22 protein-coding genes are annotated in these 22,623 nt (G+C 45.5%); 2 read left to right on the top strand and 20 right to left on the bottom strand.

All coding sequences use genetic code 11. From position 1 onward, the window contains the following. The first annotated feature begins 74 nt into the window (after positions 1-74). On the top strand, positions 75-1,145 hold the full coding sequence (locus AB5150_RS09945) for a histidinol-phosphate transaminase (RefSeq protein ID WP_368291767.1): 1,071 nt from the start codon (positions 75-77) through the stop codon (positions 1,143-1,145). 55 nt (positions 1,146-1,200) lie between these two features. Then, positions 1,201-1,842: a phosphoribosyltransferase gene (locus AB5150_RS09940; protein WP_368291766.1), complete on the top strand. Its 642-nt coding sequence runs from the start codon at positions 1,201-1,203 to the stop codon at positions 1,840-1,842. A 125-nt stretch (positions 1,843-1,967) separates the two neighbouring features. Here the strand turns inward: AB5150_RS09940 and AB5150_RS09935 are convergent, their stop codons facing one another. From AB5150_RS09935 to rpiB, 20 genes are all read right to left on the bottom strand, one after another. Then, on the bottom strand, positions 1,968-3,539 hold the full coding sequence (locus tag AB5150_RS09935; RefSeq protein ID WP_055271937.1) for an extracellular solute-binding protein: 1,572 nt from the start codon (positions 3,537-3,539) through the stop codon (positions 1,968-1,970). Next, a complete protein-coding gene (locus tag AB5150_RS09930) occupies positions 3,536-4,327 on the bottom strand; it encodes an ABC transporter permease (protein ID WP_015534261.1) in 792 nt (263 codons plus the stop codon). The genes AB5150_RS09935 and AB5150_RS09930 overlap by 4 nt, the downstream gene beginning before the upstream one ends. Beyond that, on the bottom strand, positions 4,327-5,127 hold the full coding sequence (locus tag AB5150_RS09925; RefSeq protein WP_015534262.1) for an ABC transporter permease: 801 nt from the start codon (positions 5,125-5,127) through the stop codon (positions 4,327-4,329). The genes AB5150_RS09930 and AB5150_RS09925 overlap by 1 nt, the downstream gene beginning before the upstream one ends. 14 nt (positions 5,128-5,141) lie before the next feature. Then, the gene (gene potA / locus AB5150_RS09920) at positions 5,142-6,590 is read right to left on the bottom strand and encodes a polyamine ABC transporter ATP-binding protein (protein WP_015534263.1); all 1,449 of its coding nucleotides are present in this window, start codon (positions 6,588-6,590) and stop codon (positions 5,142-5,144) included. 33 nt (positions 6,591-6,623) lie between these two features. Then, positions 6,624-6,848 (bottom strand): hypothetical protein, encoded by a 225-nt coding sequence (locus AB5150_RS09915; protein WP_015534264.1) that lies wholly within the window; start codon positions 6,846-6,848, stop codon positions 6,624-6,626. Between the two features lie 593 nt (positions 6,849-7,441). Beyond that, positions 7,442-8,335, bottom strand: a complete 894-nt coding sequence (locus tag AB5150_RS09910) for a hypothetical protein (RefSeq protein WP_368291763.1) — start codon at positions 8,333-8,335, stop codon at positions 7,442-7,444. Positions 8,336-8,387: 52 nt separating this feature from the next. Further along, the gene (locus AB5150_RS09905; protein ID WP_368291762.1) at positions 8,388-9,515 is read right to left on the bottom strand and encodes a M20 family metallopeptidase; all 1,128 of its coding nucleotides are present in this window, start codon (positions 9,513-9,515) and stop codon (positions 8,388-8,390) included. Between the two features lie 26 nt (positions 9,516-9,541). Next, entirely contained in the window at positions 9,542-10,324 is a 783-nt protein-coding gene (locus AB5150_RS09900) for a TraX family protein (RefSeq protein WP_055146242.1), read from the bottom strand. 314 nt (positions 10,325-10,638) lie between these two features. Beyond that, positions 10,639-12,096, bottom strand: coding sequence for a glycoside hydrolase family 32 protein (locus AB5150_RS09895; RefSeq protein ID WP_368291761.1), 1,458 nt, complete (start codon positions 12,094-12,096; stop codon positions 10,639-10,641). A gap of 22 nt (positions 12,097-12,118) precedes the next feature. After that, on the bottom strand, positions 12,119-12,292 hold the full coding sequence (locus tag AB5150_RS09890; RefSeq protein WP_227135321.1) for a hypothetical protein: 174 nt from the start codon (positions 12,290-12,292) through the stop codon (positions 12,119-12,121). 82 nt (positions 12,293-12,374) lie between these two features. Then, positions 12,375-13,049 carry a V-type ATP synthase subunit D gene (locus tag AB5150_RS09885; protein ID WP_004850770.1) on the bottom strand — a complete coding sequence of 225 codons (675 nt, stop codon included), beginning with the start codon at positions 13,047-13,049 and terminating at the stop codon, positions 12,375-12,377. Positions 13,050-13,311: 262 nt separating this feature from the next. Next, the gene (locus AB5150_RS09880) at positions 13,312-14,682 is read right to left on the bottom strand and encodes a V-type ATP synthase subunit B (protein WP_004850771.1); all 1,371 of its coding nucleotides are present in this window, start codon (positions 14,680-14,682) and stop codon (positions 13,312-13,314) included. A 4-nt stretch (positions 14,683-14,686) separates the two neighbouring features. Next, on the bottom strand, positions 14,687-16,450 hold the full coding sequence (locus tag AB5150_RS09875) for a V-type ATP synthase subunit A (protein ID WP_022217533.1): 1,764 nt from the start codon (positions 16,448-16,450) through the stop codon (positions 14,687-14,689). A gap of 151 nt (positions 16,451-16,601) precedes the next feature. Beyond that, complete coding sequence (locus tag AB5150_RS09870; protein WP_022217532.1) at positions 16,602-16,922, bottom strand: V-type ATP synthase subunit F; 321 nt, start codon at positions 16,920-16,922, stop codon at positions 16,602-16,604. Beyond that, a complete protein-coding gene (locus AB5150_RS09865) occupies positions 16,915-17,886 on the bottom strand; it encodes a V-type ATPase subunit (protein ID WP_022217531.1) in 972 nt (323 codons plus the stop codon). The genes AB5150_RS09870 and AB5150_RS09865 overlap by 8 nt, the downstream gene beginning before the upstream one ends. 14 nt (positions 17,887-17,900) lie before the next feature. Continuing rightward, complete coding sequence (locus AB5150_RS09860) at positions 17,901-18,503, bottom strand: V-type ATP synthase subunit E (protein ID WP_022217530.1); 603 nt, start codon at positions 18,501-18,503, stop codon at positions 17,901-17,903. Between the two features lie 24 nt (positions 18,504-18,527). Next, positions 18,528-19,001 (bottom strand): V-type ATP synthase subunit K, encoded by a 474-nt coding sequence (locus AB5150_RS09855; RefSeq protein WP_004850778.1) that lies wholly within the window; start codon positions 18,999-19,001, stop codon positions 18,528-18,530. 417 nt (positions 19,002-19,418) lie between these two features. After that, positions 19,419-21,446: a V-type ATP synthase subunit I gene (locus AB5150_RS09850; RefSeq protein ID WP_368291757.1), complete on the bottom strand. Its 2,028-nt coding sequence runs from the start codon at positions 21,444-21,446 to the stop codon at positions 19,419-19,421. A 37-nt stretch (positions 21,447-21,483) separates the two neighbouring features. Beyond that, entirely contained in the window at positions 21,484-21,795 is a 312-nt protein-coding gene (locus tag AB5150_RS09845) for a vacuolar (H+)-ATPase G subunit (RefSeq protein WP_022217528.1), read from the bottom strand. 379 nt (positions 21,796-22,174) lie between these two features. After that, entirely contained in the window at positions 22,175-22,600 is a 426-nt protein-coding gene (rpiB, locus tag AB5150_RS09840) for a ribose 5-phosphate isomerase B (protein WP_015534276.1), read from the bottom strand. Positions 22,601-22,623 lie beyond the last annotated feature (23 nt).

The raw sequence follows: 22,623 nt of genomic DNA, 5'->3' as shown, positions 1-22,623 counted from the left end.
TAACAAAATATTGTCTCTTTTTAAACAATATATACAGAAAAATAACTTAAAACAACTGAAAAAGGGGTTTTTTTATGAAAAATGGGGTTATCAATCTAAAAACAGAGAATCTCCTCAGTCAGGTCGAAACTGTTCGTGCAGATCTTAACATGAATCCACTGGGAGTTCCCGAATCTGTTACTAAAGCTATTGCGGACAACATGAGTCAGTTATCAGTATACCCTGATCACACCACAAAGAAATTAAAGGAGGCCATATCCGCATACTCCGGAGCAAAGACAGACGACATAATCGTCGGCGGTAGCTCCTATGAATTTGTCAAGATACTGTGCGAATTTACCTCGCCTAAGAAAGCTATCCTGATAACACCTGGAGCACAGAATTACGAAAAGCTGCTCTCTATGAACGGCTGTGAGATAATCTACTACTCCACACCTGAGGAGGAGGATTTCACCCTCGATATCGCAGATTTTATATCGAAGTTGTCAGAGGACATCGATATTATATTTATATCGAATCCTAATGGTACAACATCACAGATAATCGATGCAGAGTCTTTGGAATTTATAGCCAAGATATGCGATGGCAATAACATAACCATGGTCGTTGACGAGGAATACATGGATTTTGTTGATGATCTGGAGAGTAATTCTGCCATTCCTCTCACATCGGAATACGAGAATGTTATCGTGCTGCGAAACACAACGAAATTTTTTTCAGTTCCCGGACTCAGGCTGGCATATATGATCACACCGAATCCTGTTCTCAAGAAAACACTTGAGATCACCGGACTGCCATTTGCGATAGGCAAGCTTGTGGAGGTCGCCGGAGTCGCCATGTTCACCGACGAAAAATACATTGCCGAATCAAGAGAGCTCATCAGAACCGAGCGCAACCTTGTGTACTCGGCACTGTCCACCCACAAGTCGATCAAGCTGTACAAACCGGCCGCCAACTTCATACTGATCCGTATCCTGAGGGATGCTATTTCCGCGGGTGATGTGGTGGATTACTGCATGCCAAAGGGTCTTTATATACGAAGCTGTGCTGATATAGGCGGACTCGACAACAAATACATAAGATTCTGTTTTATGAATCCAAAACAGGATGACCTGCTGGTCAACACCGTACTGGAAATAGTCTAGGAAATTACTGTTTTATTTACAGACAACATAATAATAGAAAAGGAGAATTTAAACTATGGAAAACATGACAACCAAGATCACATCGTCTTATAACAATGCACTGGACATCAAGGTGGTTGACGGACACTTCGCAACCAACCACTCCCATATCAACAAATACATCGACATGACAACCCTCAAGAGCAGAAGAAAAATGGCTCTGGCCGCTGCCAAATCTATGGCAACTGAGTACGTGGCAACCACCATCGTCGATACCATCGTATGTATGGATGGCACAGAAGTTATAGGTGCATATCTGGCAAATGCCCTCACAGAGAACGGTATCGTGTCCATGAACCAGCACCAGACCATATACATCATGACACCTGAGGTTCATTCTTCAGGCCAGCTCATATTCCGTGATAACCTTCAGCCAATGATCAAGAACAAGAACGTTCTCCTTCTCCTTGCATCGGCAACCACCGGCAAGACAATCAAGCAGAGCATCGAATGTATTGAATACTACGGTGGAAGCATCTCAGGAATATCAGCTATCTTCTCAGCTACAGACGAGGTTGCAGGCCACGAGGTTCACTCTCTGTTCAGCAAGAAGGATATCGACGACTATGCTTCTTATTCCGTTGACGAGTGCCCTATGTGTAAGGCCGGCAAGAAGATAGAAGCCATTGTCAACAGCTATGGTTATTCGATGCTGTAATACCACAGAAACAACACAACCTTTCCCTCGCCGCTCACATAAACTAAAACGGCTGCCTCGATGGCATATGGCCTTTCTTACCGAAAACCACATACCATCAGGGCAGCCGTTTATTTTATATTATTCTATTTCCCAAGATAAAATTTCTTTGACCTTTTATGATATACGATCACTCCGGCCAGTGCACCGATCACCGCTGCCACAATAAACCATGCCCATGTCGGCACATCTTTGATATTGTAGCATCTGATGTTGATCCACATCTGGTTGATATCCTTGGTGGCATCCTCATCGAAATACTCCATGACCGCACTTCTCTCTATGGCGTCCTGTGACGGATACTGAGCCCCAAGCTGTCTGTTGACCTGTTCCGCAGGAGCTCTGAGAACGTAGTCAGGATCTGAGTTGTCCCCTGTGAAGAAATATCCAAGTGGATAATCAACAACATCCTCCTCGTCATCCTCTGCACCATAAGTGTAATCCAGATAAGAATATACCGTATCGTCATCCCCACCTGCTATGACTGAGGTATAACCAATGTAATACATGTTGCGGACTGCATTGTCAGGTCTTGACACAAAGTTGATAAACGCCTCGGCCGCCTGCTTTCTGTCAGCGTCACCGTCTATTCCATTTTTCAGCATGACCCATCCGTCAAAGTACAGATTTGTGCACTCCTCAGGGACCGCAAAGTCAAGCTTCACACCATCCTCCTCAGCCTGATCCATGGCATAAACTGCATCTCCTGACCACTGGTAATTCGCAACAACCTTTCCTGTTATCATGTCTGCCTTACCGCTGTCAGTCTCAAATGAATACACATTATCCTTTATGTCCTGAAGAAGATCCTGTGACTTTGCTATAGTCTCAGGACTGACATCGTTCATGATATCCTTGAGCTGCTCTGAGTAATCATCCTGAGCCCTGAATTCAGTGTCCATCAGCTTGTCCCTCTGCAGTGCTCCGACTGCGGCAAAGTAGGAATCTCTGACATTGTCTTTTATGGTGATCTGTTTTGCAAACTTAGGGTTGTTGAGGACTGTCCATGTTCCCGCCTCGTCAGCGGTCATCTTCTCCGGATTGTACAGAATTCCCGTAATTCCAAACATGAAGCCAGCTGCATATTTGCTCCAAGTCTCTCCATTTATCTCATGCGTCTCAAATGTATCTCTGATGTATGGCGACACACCATTTATATAATAATTCTTGTCGTTGTTCTCATCGAAAAAGTCATCGGACAAAGGCTCAAGCTTGTTCTCAGACATAAGCTTCATGATCATGTACTCCGAAGGACATACAAGATCATACACATCGCCGAGAGTCAGCATATTATAGAGATCCTCATTGGTGCCGAAGCACGAATACTGAACATTCACCTTCACACCATAATTCTCGTAATACCAGTTCTCGAAATCCTCCACCATGGAATTCTCACCAAATATAGTTGTTCCATTGTCCAGTTCCAGGGCTTCGTCTTCATCCCAACCACCCTCGTCAATGTACTCTTCCCAGCTGCACACCCTGAGAGTGACCTCTTTTTCAGTAGCAGATGCGCCGTCACTCTTGACAGAAGCAGCATCTCCTGTATCCTCCGCTGCCATTACCGGCAGCATCTGTCCGGCAAGCAATGAAACAGCCATGACTGCTGCCGCCAGCTTTCTGGAAATCGAACGTCCAAAACATCTATGTCTTATCATCGCTCCACCTCTTTCTTTCTTCCGGCCACATTCATAGCCACAACGATTATGACAACCAGTGCAAATATGACTGTTGAGAGCGCCCACAGGGCTGTCTTAACTTCCGTCTGTGAACCTTTTGTCGCATTTACAACGTAAGTACTTATGGTGTCAAATGTCGCAGGCTTGGTGTATGTCGCGATGAAGTAATCATCCAGTGACAGTGTAACAGCCAGCGCAAATCCCGAAATAATACCCGGAAGTATCTGAGGTATCACTACCTTTGTGAGTCCCTGGAAAGGTGTAGCTCCCAGATCTAACGCAGCCTCATACAGACTGCTGTCCATCTGCTTGAGCTTTGGCACCACTGACAGATATACGAAAGGTGCCGACAAAACCACATGGCCGATGACAAGTGGAACATAGCTGTCCTTGCTCATGCCAAATGCAACTATGAGCAGTATACATATAGAGAAACCTGTCACAACATCTGCATTTACAACAGGCACCTCATTCATGGCATTTATCGATGCTGAAGCCCATTTTTTTGAATAAAAAGCACCTATGGCACCGAGTGTTCCGAGTATGGTTGCTATCAGTGCTGAACCTGCGGCCAGAAACACAGTTCCAACGATCATTGACCTCAGCTCGTCCTTGGTGAACAAAGTCACATAATTGTGAAGCGACCATCCGTGAATGCTTCCGATATTTGCCGATGTTGTAAAGCTGTAAACAGCCAGTATCAATATAGGCATATATATGAGAAGAAGCATAATGCATATAAATATAATCTTAGACCATTTCTTCATTATAACAACGCACCTCCTCTGCTTCCGCCGTCGTCATCCGTGTACTTGTTTGTCACAAGTGTGAATACAAGTATTATCACAAGAAGGACGAGTGCTATCATGGAACCGCCGTTCCAGTTGTATGCTGAGAAGTAGCTTCCTATCAGACTACCCATGATGTATGTGCTGTTGTAAAGCATGTCAAGCACAACATAGTTAGTCATAGATGGCAAAAATACCATAACTATTCCGCTGACGATTCCCGGAACGGTGAGCGGAAGTGTAACCTTGACAAATGTCTGGAAGCTATTTGCCCCAAGATCCACAGCGGCCTCCATAAGGCTGCCGTCAAGCTTCAATATGGTTGTGTATATAGGAAGTATCATAAATGGCAGAAAATCATATGTCATTCCTATAACCGAATTGAGAAACGGGTGGAATGCCAGATTGCCCTCTATAACCGTGAGTACCTCCTTGAGTGCTGTGATCCTCAGTGTGAAGTTGATCCACATCGGGAGCACGAACATCATGACAATTACCGATTTCCTTTTCATCTCACTTCTCGCAAGTATATATGCGATCGGATATGCCAGCAGCAGACACACCAGAGTAGTCACTATGGCAAGCAAAAAGCTGTATGCCAGAGTACCTATGGTGTTCGGGCTGGTAAAGAATCCCGTCAGATTGTCAAATGTAAACCTGCCCTCGCCGTTGGTGAAGGCATAATAAATAATTACAAACAGTGGTGCAACTACAAAGCATATGAGAAATAATGCGTATGGGATGCCCAGCTGTTTTCTTGAAAAACGTAAGCCGTTCATGTTCATCCCTCCATCTATTTCTTAAGTGAAAACTTCATCTTATCCTCTGGAATTATCAGGCTGACTCTGTCCTCCATGTTCCACAGGTACTCGTCATCCACGATAAAGTCCTCCTCATTGTCAGTTCTCACCACATAGCTGTAGTGGTCTCCCTTATATATAAGATTGATGATATGTCCGCAGATTATACCAGCTTCCTCGTCATCACTCATGTCGATATCCTCTGGAAGTATAGATACTATTACCTTGATCTTCTCACGGTCTATCGCCTCACCATTTGCATCCACCAGCACGCCATCCTTCATGGCTGAACCCGGAACGATCTCCGTGAGGTCGCATGATACCTTACCGTCAAATACGCCGAGGGCATAATTTCTATTGACTGAGCTCTCAATCTTGTTGATTGCAGTCTCCGATATCATGATGTGTATTCCATCAGGTTCAACATTGAGGCCAACCTTGTCTCCAACCTTGGCGGACTTTGTGGTCTGAATAACTATCTCATTCCTTCCGGACTCAACGGTGATCTCATAGTGAACACCCTTGAACACAACAGATGTCACAACTCCCTTTACAGCGCCCTGTTCAGGTGTGGTGATCATCACATCCTCCGGCCTTACTACGGCGTCCACCTTCGTTCCAATCTCCACGTCATCCAGACAGACAAATTCTGCACCACAGAATCTTACCTTTAACTTGCCCGTCATAATTCCGTTGAAGATGTTACTCTCGCCTATGAAATCCGCAACAAATGCATTCTTTGGCTCATTATATATATCTTCAGGAGTTCCTATCTGCTGTATCTCACCCTCGCTCATGACAACTATCTTGTCTGACATGGTGAGTGCTTCCTCCTGGTCATGTGTTACATAGATAAAAGTGATTCCCAGCCTGTCATGCATTCCCTTGAGCTCTATCTGCATCTCTTTTCTCATCTTGAGATCCAGTGCGCCAAGAGGCTCATCCAGAAGAAGTATCTCTGGCTCATTGACAAGAGCTCTCGCTATAGCTATTCTCTGCTGCTGTCCACCCGAAAGCGTGGCGACTTTTCTGTCCTCAAAGCCCTCAAGGTCAACCATTTCAAGGACCTTCTTGACCTTCTTCACGATCTCTGCCTTAGGAAGCTTCTTGAGCTTGAGGCCAAATGCTATGTTGTCAAAGATATTCAGATGTGGGAACAGCGCATACCTCTGAAATACCGTGTTGATAGGTCTCTTATTTGGTGGAAGCTTGCTGATATCCTGTCCATTCAGTAATATCTCTCCTGAAGTAGGAATCTCGAATCCTGCTATCATTCTAAGTGTCGTGGTTTTTCCGCAGCCTGAAGGGCCTAAGAACGTGACGAACTCGCCTCTCTTCACTTCGAGGTTAAAGCCGTCAACTGCTGTGAATCCATTGTCATAGGTCTTGACAATGTTTTTCAATTCAATGATATTGTTGGAATTATTGTTGTTTTTTTCCATTTATTTCCTCCTTAAGTATCGTGACATACTCCGTCACTTACTTACAGTGCCCCAACAAAGCGCATTTGTCATCTGCCATTCCAAATGGACGACAAGAGCGACCGCCCCGCCGTCAGCGGACAACAAATCCACGCTCCATGTATCACTGCTGTATATCTCACCAGCCCGGGGAGCAAATAACGAAAAGCCTATCTGATAGCTCTCCTCGCATGAGCACAACTTTATCTTGCCCTCATACTGTCGGGGAATCAAAAACATGTTAAGAAAAAACCCCTTTATGATACCGGGTGATGGCATGGATCACGGTTAGTAGCCCTATCCACCTGCCTCTCCATGTCGAGATACATTTTAAGGCACGGTATCCAGGGTAAAATAGCTAACAGACTTCCTATTTTTCCCAAAATCCATGAAGATCATTCTGCATTTTATGCAGAAAAATCGACCCTGTCTCCAAACATTCCGCATATTCGCGGCTGCATCCCTGCAATTTGAAACAAAGTCGATTTATTCTAACATATAATCATTGGTAATGATATATATTTTCATTTAATTCTTTAACAAAACAGGTCGTTACCTGCTATTTCATTCTGAACAATTCCGGAATGACTCAAGAGGCAGTCACATTTTACTGAATCCGTCAAATCCGAATCGCTATTCAAATAATAGCTAATAAATTCTAGATCAGAAGTACCGCCAACTGCACCAGTGCTGACAGCCATATGAGAACCACCAGATATATCTTTGCCGCTTTTGTCATGTCGAACCTCCACACACATCCCTTTTACAACTTGTTATTATTATGTTCTACGAGAGGGATTTTATGCCTGAACAGGCACAAGTTTACGCAAAAATCATCTGATGATACTTCTTTCCGTTTTCCCATATTTCCATGTATATACATACGTAAGCTTCATCTGCCCGTGCTCTGACTGCCATTCAAGATGTCCGTCTTTCATCCGAAAATCTATGCCCAGCTTGTCCGTGTCTATCTCTCCTGGCTGGTATGTTCCATCTTGACCGTCACGAGATACATCGCCGATACCAGCGACCTCGTATCTCACCTTCTCAACATCCGCCTCCACCTGCGCTTTGGCCATGTAACCAGCCGCAGAAAACATAGCCAGATCAAAAATCACGGATACAAAGCCAGCCAAAAGTACAGTCATTATCTTCTTGAACAGATAGGTTCTTACCTTTCTGTCATCGACTGGTTCAAGCCTTCCTCTATATCTTCTATTGTCAGACTGTCTATAATATACAACTGCCCCAGTCACCCAGAATACAGCAACAATACACAGGCATATTCCAGGAATCGACACTCCGGGGAGCCAGCGCCACCACCCTACATAATACTTTATAACCACCACTGCAAAACAAAGTGCACATGCAGCCGTGATACATGCTGATATCACGCTATCCCTGTCCCTTCCATCAACGATGCAATAATCTTCTCGTTCTCTCGGCAGATTTTCCAGCACACAATTATATTTCCTTCTGTCATCTGGAACCTCATATCCGGCCTTGATCAGTTCTCTCAGGTACAGCCATGCGTCCATGCAGGCAAGCCACAAACCAACCATAGGGTAAAATGTAATAACGCTGGTCACCATCATAACATCGCAAAATGTACTGACAATATCATCAAAAAACACACCACAGATCATTCCTGCAAGTGTAGGAACAGATACCACCACCGCGGTGATCAGAATTATACGCATTACGCGCCTGTCATATTTTATCTTCATACGTCTTTACCCCATTTTTGAACATCAAATAACTTACTATCTCTTACATGCACTACATCAATGCCAGCCCCACAAACATTTTAACTGCTGTCTCTATGATCTCATCCGGGAACTCGAATCCCGCCGTATGGAGCTGGGCATGATCCTCACCATCGCCTACGCCGAAGAATGCTCCCTTTGTCTCCTGCAGATAGTATCCGAAGTCCTCCGACCACCTCATCGGTTCAGCAAGTTCTGTAATCACAATATTCTGGTCAGCAGCACATTTTCTAAGTTTGTCCACATTCACAGCATGATTTTCCGTTGCCGGGAACCGCTCTATCTCCTGTATATCAAGGGTGAAGCCCCCATCGTCCGCAGTATTTTGTGCAATCTGCTTTATCTCATCCACATACCCGGCAAATACCTTTTCTCTCTCAGCCCTCACCGTCATGCGCAACGTTCCTTCTGATGCAGCCACACCGTAATTGGCACTTCCAATATCCATTCCGATGAGCGTCATCCTGACAAATCCCCTGCTGCGGTTGTACTCCTCAGTAAGCTTCTCTATCTCCAGCAGCAGCCTGGCAAGCGCAGGCCCCGGATTCTTTCCCGCCTCAGGATATGCCGCATGGCTGGCTGTCCCTATCATATGTATCTCAAGCCCCGTTGATGCGCATGCAAATGTTCCATCTATCGTCAGCACATGATTTCTCGGATATCCCGGTATGTTATGAAGTCCATAAATCTCACCTATATTCTTCTCAATTATAAGATCTCTGCACAGCCTTGCCCCGGCACCGATCTCCTCGCCGGGCTGGAAAATGAAATAGACGTCCCTGTGCGTATTTCCGCATTTTTCCATTGCACGGGACAGCCAGGCCGCAGCCCCACATAATATACTGCTATGTCCATCATGCCCGCAGTAATGTCCCGGCTTTCCATCCTGCCCACACACTGCATCCATGTCTGCCCTGAACGCGATCGGCGTTCTTTCTTCATCCCCTATTATGTCATAAGAAGATTTCAGCACCGCATAAAACCAAGCACCTCTATCCACGATCTCAAGGTCAGTATTCTCCCTGAGAAACGACATGAGCATCGCCTTAGTCCGCATCTCATGCATCGAAGCCTCAGGAATGCTGTGAAGCCTGCGCCTGAGGTCATATATCTTTGTCATCAGCTCTTTGTCAATTTCCATAATGCCTCCGTGCTCCTTCTCATCTATCACAGCCCAAGACACATCCTTACAATACCGAGTATCAGCATATGCACTGGATAGAACAGGTAATTCACCAGCTTATTCTGCCTGCCGCGCTTGCCATTGTATGTCAAAGTCAGTCCAAACCCCAACAGTGCCCACGGTTCCTTGAACATCGCCAGGTAGCAGAACGGTATTGCAATTGCGGACTTTTCATGAAATATATACAGGAAATATCCTATAAGTATGGCATGGTAGTCATAATCAACCGCAAGATTCATCGATATAAGACACACTATGGCAACTATCGGTATCGTTGCTATAAACCATACTGCCTTGGGAAGCTTCTCCATTTTTTTCCTCAGCACATCAATGATCCATATCATTGCCAGCACCATCGCCAATGTAAACATAATATTATTTGCATTCCATTCAAAGAATACGCCACTGGAGAACATGTCATAAGGGATCTCAGATATCACGCCAAATATAAGCAGCATTCCAAGATACTTCCACTTGTTTCTCGTATGAAAATATCCTTCCACCAACATATATATGAATATCGGGAAAGCTATCCGCCCCAGGACATCAAATACATCACTTACAGCCGATATTATTCCACCATCCAGATACGGATACAGCAATGTCTTATTCGTATGATCTATGAGCATTGAAATGAACGCTATATACTTAAGCTGTGCTCCGGAAAGCAGACCTATTCCGTTCAATGTTATTTTTCTGCACGTTTCACAAGTTGCACCCTCTGCCTGCTCAAAGTTATTTTTTATTTTATAATTATGAACTTTCATGCAATTTCTCCTTTGTTTTCCCAACATTTACTGATGTTTTAGTCCTAATAAGTACAGTAGTCGTTTTTAGGCCCCCGCACTTATGCACTACCACACTTTTCAGCAGTGTTTTCACTATAAGTATAACATAACTGCATTGAATAACAGAGCTTAACTTTTTTTCAATACGCTTAAATTTATGACATTGCGCATTTACATGTAGTCAGCATATTTGCTGGATAAATAAACAAAATACCAGTCTGCAAAATCAGATGTTTTTCTAATCTTTGCAAGCTGGTATCCGATCACCCTCTGTGTCAATCAGAGCATATGACCTATATGTTCAGATCGTATTTCTCCACCTCAAGTTCCACACATCCGTCAGTTTCAAATACAATAGCCTGAGCATTGCGCGGTGTATATATAACTGTAGACAGCACTTGTTCTCCATCATTTACAAATATCTCTATGGAATTCCAATCCATCACTATTCTCATTTTTGAAAGTCCATTGCCATTCTTGATTTTGACCTTGCGCACACAGTTTGTATCACGTATCCATCCCGCAAATGTTCTGTCTATCTCAAGCATTTGTGCTCCCGGGGTATAGCTGACATTGGTTTCATGAATCTCATTCTTTGCAAAGTGCATTGTAAAATGTCCGCATTCAGCTTTCTTTATATCAACTGTCATATCGATAACTCTGCCGTTAATGCCTTCATATGTCTTCTCACCACGCAAAGTATCATTAACTACCAGCTTGTTCTGCCTGTATCCACAAAGCTCTCTGACCGGAGTCTGAATCAGCTTGCCGTCAGAGATCATTAGTTCTCTTGGAACTGCCATCATACATGCCCACTTCTGTCCACGTGGCAGCGTATTTACGCTGTCCCAAGACTGCATCCAGCCAATCATCACTCTTCGTCCATCAGGTGTTCTTATAGTCTGTGGTGCATAAAAATCAAATCCACTGTCCACAGATACCGCTTTTTCATACTTGAAAATATGTTTCTCTTCATCCACATCGCCTGTGAAGAATACCACGTTATTTCCATTGTGAAACTCTCCATCTGCTGACATGTCCTGTGGGGATACTATAAGCACCTTATGTCCATCCATCTCAAAATAGTCTGGGCACTCCCATACTGCGCCAAATCTGCCTGTTTCATCCTTTGCAAATACTGATTCAAATTTCCAGTTGTACATATCATCTGAAGAGAACAGTACAACCTGAGGGATTCCATCATATGTCCGGTTTCCAGCCAGCATATAGTACCTACCGTCCGCATCCTTCCAGACCTTCGGATCTCTGAAATCAGCACGGCTGCATTCCTCCGGCATGATCTTCCCATCAACAACAGGATTGCTGGATATTTTTTCATAACTAATTCCATCGCCTACAGCCATACACTGGTTTTGTATAACATTCTTAGTTCCACCAGCCAGTTTTTCCTCAACTACTCCTGTATAGAACAATACATGCTTCCCGTCATTCTCTATTGCAGTTCCTGAAAAGCAGCCAAATGCATCATAATCCGAGTCAGGTGCCAGTGCTGTTGGAAGCTCCTCCCATCTTATAAAATCATCTGAGGTGGAATGTCCCCAGTGCATAGGTCCCCACTCCGTGCTGTATGGATGGAACTGGTAAAACAAATGTGCCTTTCCTCCATATATTGAAAACCCATTTGGATCGTTTAACCAGCCCACCGGAGTTGTGAGGTGGAACTCCGGCTTGTCTGCTCTGTCTACTCTGTTCTTTTCTATATATTCATCTGCCTTCTGGCATGTATACATACTGTGACCTCCTTCTGCTTGATTAGATTGTTTTTTCGGTTGTGCTGTCAAAGAAGTGCAGCTTATGTGGCATGAATACGAACGAAACCTTGTCGCCTATCTGGCTTATCTCATACTTTGATACTCTTGCAACAGTCTTGCTTCCCGCAAACTGGAAATACAGATTATTTTCATTTCCCGTCCACAAGAAGATCAAACCGCCCACACCCTTTTATTTATCTGAGGTGTGGGCGGTTTTTATCAAAACTTTTGTCCTATAAGTTTAAATATCATTCTGTCTACTGCGCATGCTCGAACTGATGCTCTTTGTAGTGATGAGCCTCCTCCAGCATCATGTCCTTGACCTTCATAAGTCTGACCTGGGTGCTTCGCTCATTCTCATCAAGCTTCATGCTTATATACTTTATTCCCTCCCGAGTCTCCGGGATGATAACATGCTCAAGAGCATTTACACGCCTTCTGGTCTTCTCTATCTCCGCTGCGAGCATCTGGCAGGACTTCTCCACCTCCGCCAATCTCAGCATATCAGGAAGTATATCCGAGAGGGACTTCACTGCATCGTCCAGCTCTCCAGATGTAAATGCAAATCCATACGAATAGATGTCATTTGAATTTGCGCTTTTCGTCTTATAGTCGTACACAGGAATATCAACACTCATTACATTCCTGTCGCCAAGGGCGATCCGCACCTCCTGCTTCGGAGCCATGAGCGCCGTACTCAATGTCTGCTCATTCATACCCGCCTTCGCTATTACAAAGCCTGTGTTGGCAGCTTTGATGCCAGCCTCAACCTTCTTTCTCAGTTCCATATTCTCTCTTGCCATGTCAAGGAACTGCCTCATCAGCTCATCTCTTTTATCTTTCAGGAGCTTATGGCCTCTGGATGCCGTGACCAGCTTCTTCTTAAGCCTTGTCAGCTCCATTCTGGTTGGATTAACCACAACATTAGCCATCTGTCTTCTCCTTTCTTCCAAATATATTTTCAAGCTACTTGACATGTATTACAAAGACAACGTGTATATGGCAATTTTGCACGAATGCTTTAAATATATAGCAATCCACTGCATTACCATGAGCAGGACATTTGAGCCCGCCGGTACTCAGCGAGCATGCGAGCGCTAGTACCGCTGCAGGGTGAAACGAGCGAAAGCGCTCCTGCTCAGGTATGCAGTCGAATGCTATATTTCACAATCTTCCCGCAAAATTGCCTACCCACTACTTTCCGTAATACATGTCAAGCCACTTGTCGTCGATACGTTTCAGCTCGGCTCTAGGAAGAATGGAGAGAAGCTTCCAGCCTATGGCAAGTGTCTCCTCAATACTTCTGTCGGTGCCGTACCCCTGGGATACATACTCCTTCTCAAATGCCTCTGCAAACTTTGCATATATAATATCTATATCCGAAAGTGCCGACTCACCCAGGATAGTCATAAGTTCCTTGGCATCCTTTCCTCTTGAATAAGCTGCAAATAACTGGTTCATGGTGCTGGCATGATCTCCTCTGGTCTTGCCCTCACCGGTTCCCTTATCCTTAAGTCTGGACAGTGATGGAAGTACATCGATAGGCGGTGTGACTCCCTTTCTGTACAGCTCTCTTGAGAGAATGATCTGTCCCTCTGTGATATATCCCGTAAGGTCTGGTATAGGATGAGTCTTGTCATCCTCAGGCATGGTCAGGATCGGTATCATGGTTATACTTCCATTCTTACCCTTCTGTCTTCCGGCTCTCTCATACAGAGTTGCCAGGTCAGTGTACATGTATCCAGGATAACCACGGCGTCCCGGAACCTCTTTTCTTGCGGCTGATACCTCACGAAGTGCATCCGCATAGTTCGTGATATCCGTGAGGATTACCAGAACGTGCATGTTCTTCTCAAATGCAAGATACTCAGCGGCGGTAAGTGCCATTCTAGGTGTGGCGATTCGCTCAACAGCAGGATCATTTGCCAGGTTGATGAAGAGGACTGTTCTGTCTATGGCACCAGTCTCCTTGAAGCTCTCTGTGAAGAAGTTTGCCTCTTCAAACGTGATACCCATGGCTGCAAATACGACGGCGAATGGCTCATCTGTTCCGCGCACCTTTGCCTGTCTTGCTATCTGTGCTGCAAGCTGGCTGTGCGGAAGTCCTGAAGCCGAGAATATCGGCAGCTTCTGTCCTCTTACCAGTGTGTTCAGTCCGTCTATGGCTGATATACCTGTCTGAATGAACTCAGACGGATAGTTCCTGGCAGCCGGATTCATCGGCAGACCATTGATATCTCTTCTCTCATCAGGAAGTATCTCAGGGCCGCCATCTATAGGTCTTCCAAGTCCGTCAAATACACGGCCAAGCATATCTTCTGATACGCCGAGCTCCATACTTCTTCCAAGAAATCTTACTTTGCTGTTTGAAAGATTGATACCTGTCGAGTTCTCAAAGAGCTGTACCAGGGCATCCTCACCATTTATCTCAAGGACCTTGCATCGTCTGATCTCTCCGTCCGCCAGCTCAATCTCACCCAGCTCATCATAAGCTACATTCTCAACTCCGTGCACCAGCATCAGAGGACCCGCAACTTCCTGTATAGTTCTGTATTCCTTTGGCATAGTCTTAGTCCTCCTTCTCTATAGCTTCCTGAAGCTCCTTGTCAAGCTCCCTGGATATCTTCTCGTACTCTTCATCCACATTCTCAGGAAGCACATATTTGAATCGTCCGATCTTTTCTCTGATCGGCATGTTCAGAATATTTCTTATGCTTGCTCCACCGGCCAGTGCCTGCGCTGACTCCTCATAAAATGCCATGATGAGCTCCATCATCAGAAACTGCTTGTGAAGCGGTGTGTATGTGTCCACATCATGGAATGAGTTCTGGTGAAGAAAATCCTCTCTGATAGATCTCGCCGCCTCCATCTTCAGTCGGTCTCCCGCTGAAAGGGCATCCATACCTACCATCTTAACGATCTCATCGAGCTCTGCCTCCTCCTGAAGCAGGGTCATCATCTTCTGTCTGTCGACCATGAACTTTTCATTTACATTTTCCTCGAACCATTTGCCCATATTGTCCACATACAGAGAGTATGAGGTCAGCCAGTTGATGGCAGGAAAATGTCTCTTGTACGCAAGCGATGAATCCAGTCCCCAGAATACCTTGACGATTCGAAGTGTTGCCTGTGAAACCGGCTCGGAAATATCACCACCCGGAGGAGAAACCGCACCGATAACCGACAGTGCACCGGTTCTGCCCTCGCTGCCGAGAGTCTTGACCATTCCGGCTCTCTCGTAGAACTGTGCAAGTCTTGAACCGAGGTAAGCAGGGTAACCCTCCTCACCAGGCATCTCCTGCAGACGTCCTGACATCTCTCTGAGCGCCTCAGCCCAACGCGATGTGGAATCCGCCATGAGTGCCACCGAGTAACCCATATCACGGAAATACTCAGCTATAGTTATACCCGTATATATAGATGCCTCTCTGGCCGCAACCGGCATATCCGATGTGTTGGCTATGAGGACTGTTCTCTGCATGAGTGAATGTCCGGTCTTCGGATCCTTCAGCTCTGGGAACTCGTTCAGAACATCTGTCATCTCATTTCCGCGCTCTCCGCATCCGATGTAGACAACGATATCCGCCTCAGCCCACTTTGCAAGCTGATGCTGGATAACTGTTTTGCCGCTTCCGAAAGGTCCGGGAACCGCAGCCACTCCTCCCTTTGCTATAGGGAAGAATGTATCTACAACTCTCTGTCCTGTGATAAGTGGCATGATCGGTGGTATCTTTTCCTGATATGGACGGCCCTTACGAACCGGCCACTTCTGCATGAGTGTCAGCTCCCTGTCACCCTTGTCTGTCTCAACCACACACACAGTCTCCTCAACTGTGAATTCTCCTGCCTTTATCTCTTTGATGGTTCCTGTCACACCATAAGGCACCATGATCTTCTGTGTGACGACCACAGTCTCCTGAACTGTTCCTATCACATCGCCTGCCGACACCTTATCACCCACCTTGGCAGTCGGCACAAATGTCCACTTGATATCTCTCTTCAGCGATGGGACTTCAACTCCTCGCTTCAGGTTGTTACCACATATCTTCATGATATCATCCAGCGGTCTCTGGATTCCATCGTATATACTGCTTATAAGTCCCGGTCCCAGCTCAACCGACAGAGGCATTCCCGTTGACTCCACCGGTGCTCCCGGTGCAAGTCCTGATGTCTCCTCGTATACCTGAACTGATGCCTGATCTCCATGCATCTCTATGATCTCGCCGATAAGTCTGCTCTCACTTACACGCACCACGTCGTACATATTTGCATCACGCATGCCCTCTGCGATGACCAGTGGTCCGGCGACCTTCTTAATCTTTCCTGTAGCCACTTAACAGCTCACGCTCCCTTCTATACTCACTCGCTCCATAGATAATTGCGAATCCTCTTTCCGATATGATTGAGGCAGTTTAGTATATCAAAATCGAATTATACCGATTTCGCAATTACCTATATCCGCTCGTTTCACCATTATTTTCTAATCATTCTTCATTAAATAATATGTCCGAGCCTACAGCCTGCTCAACGGATTTCTTTACTCCCGCTATTCCGGCCCCTGTATTGCCAGATATCCCCGGTATGAGAATGATCGCAGGCTTCATAACCTCTCTGTATCTGTCTATCTCTTTATTGAGATCCGAAGCCAGTGCCTCGGTCATATATATGACTGCATAATTGTCCTCCGCCAGCCTTTTCAGCAACGTGACCCCATAATCCAGATTATCTACAGGGAATGTATCCAGGCCCAGAGTTGCAAATCCGTATATACTGTCATAATCGCCCATAACAGCTATCTTATACATACATCTCCCTTACCCTTTCCCTGATAGCCTCCTCCGGAAGCTGGTTCAGCTTGCATGTCAATATGATCCTGACTGTCTTTATCTCGTTGAGCCTCGCCAGAATGTACGCCACTATCGGTCCCACCGTAAATGGGTTGTACTTCTGAGGCTTTATCGTTTCTATAATACGGTTGTCACACCATCTCTCAAATGCCGATGCCGACTCAGAAAGTGCCTCTGCCCCACCAGCGTATGCTGTATCTGCAAGGTATCTCTCTATCTCCTCCATGCCAGCCACCGCAGCCGTCGCCAGCCTGTCAATATCCAGAGTATTGCACTCCGCCATGGCTCTCTTCATAAAATCCTTGTTTTTACCTGTCTTCATGGATCTCACCGCTATCTTGATATCTGCAACAGCCACCGTCGTCTCTGCATAATCCCTGAGCAGGCTGTCATCTGCCTTCTTTGCAGCCTGCATGATTGCCAGCAGTGTTCCTCGGTCTATCACAGCATCGCACATCTGTCCATCTCCAGCCTGTGCCATACAGTCCCAAGCCTCCCTCGCGCAGTCTCTCATGTGTTCTGGGAGTCTGTCCCACGCCTTGTCACTTACGATGGACAGCATCTTCTGACCGTCTATCTCGGCATTGTCGAAGAACACATGGGCAGGAGTCTCCCCGGCAACCACAGTCTTGATCGCCGCCTTGAGGTTGTGATACAGATCTGGAAGTCTTATGACATCGAACACGGACATATCATCCACCATCTCAGCCACAGCAGCCCACGTCTTGTCAGTCTCCGCCCTAAGTATGTCATTTTCATCCATACTGGCTTTATCACTATCGCCCCAGCCCTTCTCTATGATGAACTGAACCGCCTTCTTGTAGGAATCCGTGGCCACGAGCTGTTCTATGACTGCCTGACTCATAAGCGTCATCTCAAGTGCCCTGATCCTGGCAACTGCATATATATATTTGTCTGCCATCTGCCTACCTCCAGCTATCTGTTATCAACAAATAATAATTCATTTACCTTGTCTGCCAAATGTTCTCTGTTCGCGTCCAGCATTGCTCTGAATGAACAGTTTTCCTCGATTCCTCCGTAGATCAGGATAAATCCTCCATCTATATCACAGTTCCCATTGGACACCTTAAGGCTTCCTCCATGAGCTGCAGCTATCTGCTCTATCTGCTTCTCAGTCTGTGGTGTAAGTCGTTTTCTGTCTTTCCCGGAGAAACATATCTCTCCGCTTTTCGGCTGTACCGACTTCTCCAGACATTTGACGATCACCTGGAAATACTCCTCATCTGGGAGCGCCACCATTGCGTCATATGCCTTATCCAGCATATTCCCAATTATTGACTGCTTTGCCGCAAGTATCGCCTGTCTCTTCTTAAGTTCTGATGAGGACTTTGCCCTGAATGATCCGGACTTTTCTGCCTGGGCAACCTTCTCTCTGGTCTCCTCATTCATCTTATCCACAGTCTTTTTGGCATTTGCAATGATGGAATCCGCGTTTCTGGCAGCCTGAGCTTTGATCTCTTCAGCTTCCTTCTGCGCTTCCTGAAGGATCTGTTCTACGATTGTTTCCAATCCCGTCATAAAGTACATCCTCCTTACAAAAAGTTATAATTTGATTCCATTTACCGCAAGAATTGATACCAGAAGTGCAAGGATCGCATATGTCTCAACCATGGCTGGGAAAAGCATCGCCTTACCAAACTGATCAGGCTTCTTTACAACTATTCCAACTGCTGCAACTGCTGTCTTGCCCTGGTGCATTGCTGATACAAGACCAACTACCGCTATTGGAAGACATGCTGCAAGCATCATAAGTCCCTGTGCTACTGTGAGCTCCTTCGGTGTTCCTGAAAGGATTCCTATGTTGGACAATGCTATGAATCCAACAAGAAGTCCATAGATACCCTGTGTACCCGGAAGAAGCTGGATGATAAGAACTTTTGCGAATTTGCTTGGATCCTCACTTACTACACCTGCTGCCGCCTGACCAGCAACTCCTACTCCATATGCAGATCCCATGCCTGCAAGAATTACTGCAAGCGCAGCTCCCACTAATGCCAAAACCGTTCCCATTGTCATAATATTTTCTCCTCCTAAAATAATGATTGACGGACGGCAATGTGAAACCATCTACTTTATGTTAGTCTTCCTTTGGTATATATTGCCTATCCGGGGTCGCTCCCGCTTATTTCACCCTGCAGCGGTACTAAGGTGCTGCTTACGCACCACCTAAGGACCGGCGGGCTCAAATTCCCCTGATAGGCAATATATACCAAACTCGACATAATATAGTTTTACGATGTTTCACATTGCCTGTCTTTGATATTTTTTGACTTTAAATGATATTCTTTTATGTTTCGGATGAGAAAATTTATGATGTGTCTTTCCTATTATTTAACTTTCAACTTCTTCTTCATTATTTTCTCATATGCAGGAACTTTACTTCCTTAGTCTCTGAAACATATACCTTGAATATCTTATTCCTACCTTTATTTCTTATTTCTGCACTTCTGTACCACTTACTATATCAACGTACTTCGTATTCTCCCTGAACGGCCTGAATGGATTGCCGCCGCCCTCGTAGAATTTGCCGAAGAACTCTACATACTGGAGACGGCATGTATGCACGTATGCTCCCAGCATGTTGATCGCAAGGTTGAACAGATGTCCTACTATAAATACGATGACGAACACTATGGCTCCGAATATTCCATCGCCAGCCATGCTTCCCATCTGGTTTATTACCTGTGCTATAACTCCCGTCGCAAGTCCCAGAGCAAGAAGCCTTGAGTACGACAGCAGATCTGACAGCCAGCCTGTCAGGTTGTATATGTCATACAGCCCAAGCGCAAGCCTGAGCACCGGATTCTTGTGGTCTCTTCCCGACATGAGCACGATGATCGCAGCTCCCACAATCGCCAGTCCGTAGCTTGTATTCTTAAGCCAGCCAGGGAAATTGAACTGCATCTGTGCTATGGATGCGAACAGCTCCGTCGGCATGAGCATCAGCACAAGTCCTGTGATGAGCATGAACCACGACAGCACGTCGCATATGAATGACTTCGCATCTCCCTTCTTCAGACACATATATCCCTTGAGTGCCAGTCCGCCGAACAAATGTATAAGTCCGAACAGCAAAGAGAATAACAAAAGCTTCATCGGGTCATCCAGCGGTGCAAACCATACCGGCTTGAACGTCACCTCGTGGTGGAAAAACGTCCTCGATACCACCGTTATCAGGTCTCCGAAAAAACCGCCAAATAATATTCCCCATATCAGTGTGGATATACCACAGTACATGAACAGACGCAGGGACTTTTGAAGTCCGTTCTCCATCTTCGGGAATTTCCTGATCAAAATAAAACATGCCAGGAATATGATGAGTCCATACGCCGCATCGGACAACATGAGTCCGAACAGGAATATATAGAATATCGCCATCGGTGTGGTTGGATCCATCTCACCTTTTCCCGGAAGTCCAAATGACTCCAGTACACCCTCCGCCGATGCGAACATCTTCGGATTCTGAAGCTGTATAGGTGCCGCTTCATCCTCCGGAACATCATATACATCAGCCATCAGGCTGAAATTCTCATTGAGTACAGCCACTACCCTGTCTGCATCTCTCTCCAGCACATATCCCGATATGACAAATGTGCTCTTTGACTGGAGAAGGCTTCCAAGAACCTTATATTTATCCGCCCTTATGCGGTAATAGTCAGCCAGAAGTCTCAGCTTGTCTCTGTCATCAGCCATGGATACTAGTTCATTCTTCTTGTCCTCTATCCACTGTTCGAACTCCCTTATATCCGCCCTGTACTTATCCGTCTTCTGTTCAGGTGTTCTTTTGGAGAAATACGAAATTCTTGTAAATCCATGGGATCTCAATATCTCCTCCACCCTCTGTGATACAGTTTTAATGGCTATTGCCACCATACAAGTCTGGTCCTTATCAGATCCTACAACAGTGACTGTGTATCCCGCTATCTCCGGTTCCGCAGAGCTTATATACCCCTGAATATCCGTCTCCGTGAGCCCCGGTGGCATAGTTCCGATCATCACATCCGTCTTCTCGGTCCCTGTGGTATTGATCGGTATGTCCATATTCAGCCACGGCGCCAATCCGTCTATAGCCACCTGACATTTGACTATTCCCGCCTCACAGCCGGCTATGTCCTTGCTGATCTCCTGGATCTTTTTAACCTTACGGTTATAATCCCATCTTCCAGCTATGATCTCCTGAATGTCAGCCTCTGACGCCTCCTGCCGTCCTTCCAGGCTGGCAAATATGGATTTCTCCTCCGGAGCATATTTATCAATTATCTGTAAGGCTTCATCTGTATTCTGTACTCTCTTCTCGTACTTTGCTCTCTGGCTTGTGGTACTCATCTTCCTGAAGTCATCAGTCTCTTCGTTATCAGTCTGTATCTCAACCATTCCCAGCGACTGGAGCTTCTCAAGAATTGCTTTTCTGTCCCTCTTCATGGCACAGATCTCAATCTTCTTCATAGGAAGTACCGCCATACATTTACCCCCTTTCTTAAAATGCCTGCAGGACTTTTCATCCCACCAGCTCTGCGATGATCATGGAAGTAACCTCGCCTTCCATGGACGATGCACGTTCCCTGAGATGTGCGATCTCAGCGGTGGCAATATCCATCGCCTTCACCGTGAGTTTCTCCTCCTCAGATCTGCCGGCTCCCTCGGCACTCTTCATGCTTTCTCTCGAAGCTGATCCTGCGGCCGCGATCATATCCGCAGCCTCCTTCTTTGCAGCAGCTACTGTATAGTCGGCTTCTTCCTTGGCCTTGCGAATGATCTCGTCAGCTTCAGACTCTGCATCGGTTATCTTCTTCATAGTCTCCTGCAGCATAACATTCCTCCCTTATAAAAATTTATGAGCAGACTCAATTCCATAAACACTTCATCAAAGCATCACTTTAGATTATTATGTCAAAACTCAAGTAATATTATTTTATAATGAGTTGGCTATATTGTAAATAAACATTTTGTAAAGTTTGTACAACCCCCTTGATATTTTTTTATTGTTAATGTACAATGTGACTATGTTGATAATACTTATGTTTATCCATTAATCATTTTTCTTCCTTTTAACGCGGTTATATGTCGAACAAATGATGCAGTTTGACGAAAACCGTATAAAAAAAGATCCCATGACAGTCTTGACCATACTGTCATGGGATTCTTTTTTGAGTATGAACGGGGTCCCCCTTACGGCATAACTTATGATACTACTCAATCATTCCGATTCTTCTTACGTGACGCTCATCATTTGAGAATGGTGTGTCGAGGAATATGTCGACTATCTTAAGTGCAAGTCCAGGTCCTATGACTCTGGCACCCATAGCCAGCATATTTGCATCGTTGTGCTCTCTTGTCGCCTGTGCCGAGAAGCAGTCGTGGCAGAGTGCAGCTCTGATTCCCTTTATCTTATTCGCTGAAATCGATATTCCTATTCCTGTTCCGCAGATGATGATTCCCTTATCACACTCACCTGAGGCTACTGCCTTTGCTGCTGCCTGTCCATATACCGGGTAGTCAACTGACTCTGTGCTGTAACAGCCAAAGTTCTTGTACTCAAGGCCTCTCTCCTCAAGATGCTTTATAACCTCCTGCATAAGCTCATATCCGCCGTGGTCACATCCAAGTGCTATCATGTTCTGATTCTCCTTTTTATATA

This window comes from Coprococcus sp. RTP21281st1_F1_RTP21281_210402 (genome assembly GCF_040915325.1).
GTDB lineage: Bacteria > Bacillota > Clostridia > Lachnospirales > Lachnospiraceae > Coprococcus > Coprococcus aceti.
This window is presented reverse-complemented; position numbering and strand designations above follow the sequence as displayed.

What these genes read in the sequence shown, in the direction of transcription:
- AB5150_RS09945 (WP_368291767.1), top strand. Translation starts at nt 75, where the DNA reads ATGAAAAATGGGGTTATCAATCTAAAAACAGAGAATCTCCTCAGTCAG.
- AB5150_RS09885 (WP_004850770.1), bottom strand. Translation starts at nt 13,049, where the DNA reads ATGGCTAATGTTGTGGTTAATCCAACCAGAATGGAGCTGACAAGGCTT.
- AB5150_RS09900 (WP_055146242.1), bottom strand. Translation starts at nt 10,324, where the DNA reads ATGAAAGTTCATAATTATAAAATAAAAAATAACTTTGAGCAGGCAGAG.
- AB5150_RS09870 (WP_022217532.1), bottom strand. Translation starts at nt 16,922, where the DNA reads ATGTATAAGATAGCTGTTATGGGCGATTATGACAGTATATACGGATTT.
- AB5150_RS09910 (WP_368291763.1), bottom strand. Translation starts at nt 8,335, where the DNA reads ATGAAGATAAAATATGACAGGCGCGTAATGCGTATAATTCTGATCACC.
- AB5150_RS09935 (WP_055271937.1), bottom strand. Translation starts at nt 3,539, where the DNA reads ATGATAAGACATAGATGTTTTGGACGTTCGATTTCCAGAAAGCTGGCG.
- AB5150_RS09905 (WP_368291762.1), bottom strand. Translation starts at nt 9,515, where the DNA reads ATGGAAATTGACAAAGAGCTGATGACAAAGATATATGACCTCAGGCGC.
- AB5150_RS09940 (WP_368291766.1), top strand. Translation starts at nt 1,201, where the DNA reads ATGGAAAACATGACAACCAAGATCACATCGTCTTATAACAATGCACTG.
- AB5150_RS09930 (WP_015534261.1), bottom strand. Translation starts at nt 4,327, where the DNA reads ATGAAGAAATGGTCTAAGATTATATTTATATGCATTATGCTTCTTCTC.
- AB5150_RS09895 (WP_368291761.1), bottom strand. Translation starts at nt 12,096, where the DNA reads ATGTATACATGCCAGAAGGCAGATGAATATATAGAAAAGAACAGAGTA.
- AB5150_RS09915 (WP_015534264.1), bottom strand. Translation starts at nt 6,848, where the DNA reads ATGTTTTTGATTCCCCGACAGTATGAGGGCAAGATAAAGTTGTGCTCA.
- rpiB (WP_015534276.1), bottom strand. Translation starts at nt 22,600, where the DNA reads ATGATAGCACTTGGATGTGACCACGGCGGATATGAGCTTATGCAGGAG.
- AB5150_RS09845 (WP_022217528.1), bottom strand. Translation starts at nt 21,795, where the DNA reads ATGCTGCAGGAGACTATGAAGAAGATAACCGATGCAGAGTCTGAAGCT.
- AB5150_RS09865 (WP_022217531.1), bottom strand. Translation starts at nt 17,886, where the DNA reads ATGGCAGACAAATATATATATGCAGTTGCCAGGATCAGGGCACTTGAG.
- AB5150_RS09850 (WP_368291757.1), bottom strand. Translation starts at nt 21,446, where the DNA reads ATGGCGGTACTTCCTATGAAGAAGATTGAGATCTGTGCCATGAAGAGG.
- AB5150_RS09880 (WP_004850771.1), bottom strand. Translation starts at nt 14,682, where the DNA reads ATGCCAAAGGAATACAGAACTATACAGGAAGTTGCGGGTCCTCTGATG.
- potA (WP_015534263.1), bottom strand. Translation starts at nt 6,590, where the DNA reads ATGGAAAAAAACAACAATAATTCCAACAATATCATTGAATTGAAAAAC.
- AB5150_RS09925 (WP_015534262.1), bottom strand. Translation starts at nt 5,127, where the DNA reads ATGAACGGCTTACGTTTTTCAAGAAAACAGCTGGGCATCCCATACGCA.
- AB5150_RS09855 (WP_004850778.1), bottom strand. Translation starts at nt 19,001, where the DNA reads ATGACAATGGGAACGGTTTTGGCATTAGTGGGAGCTGCGCTTGCAGTA.
- AB5150_RS09860 (WP_022217530.1), bottom strand. Translation starts at nt 18,503, where the DNA reads ATGACGGGATTGGAAACAATCGTAGAACAGATCCTTCAGGAAGCGCAG.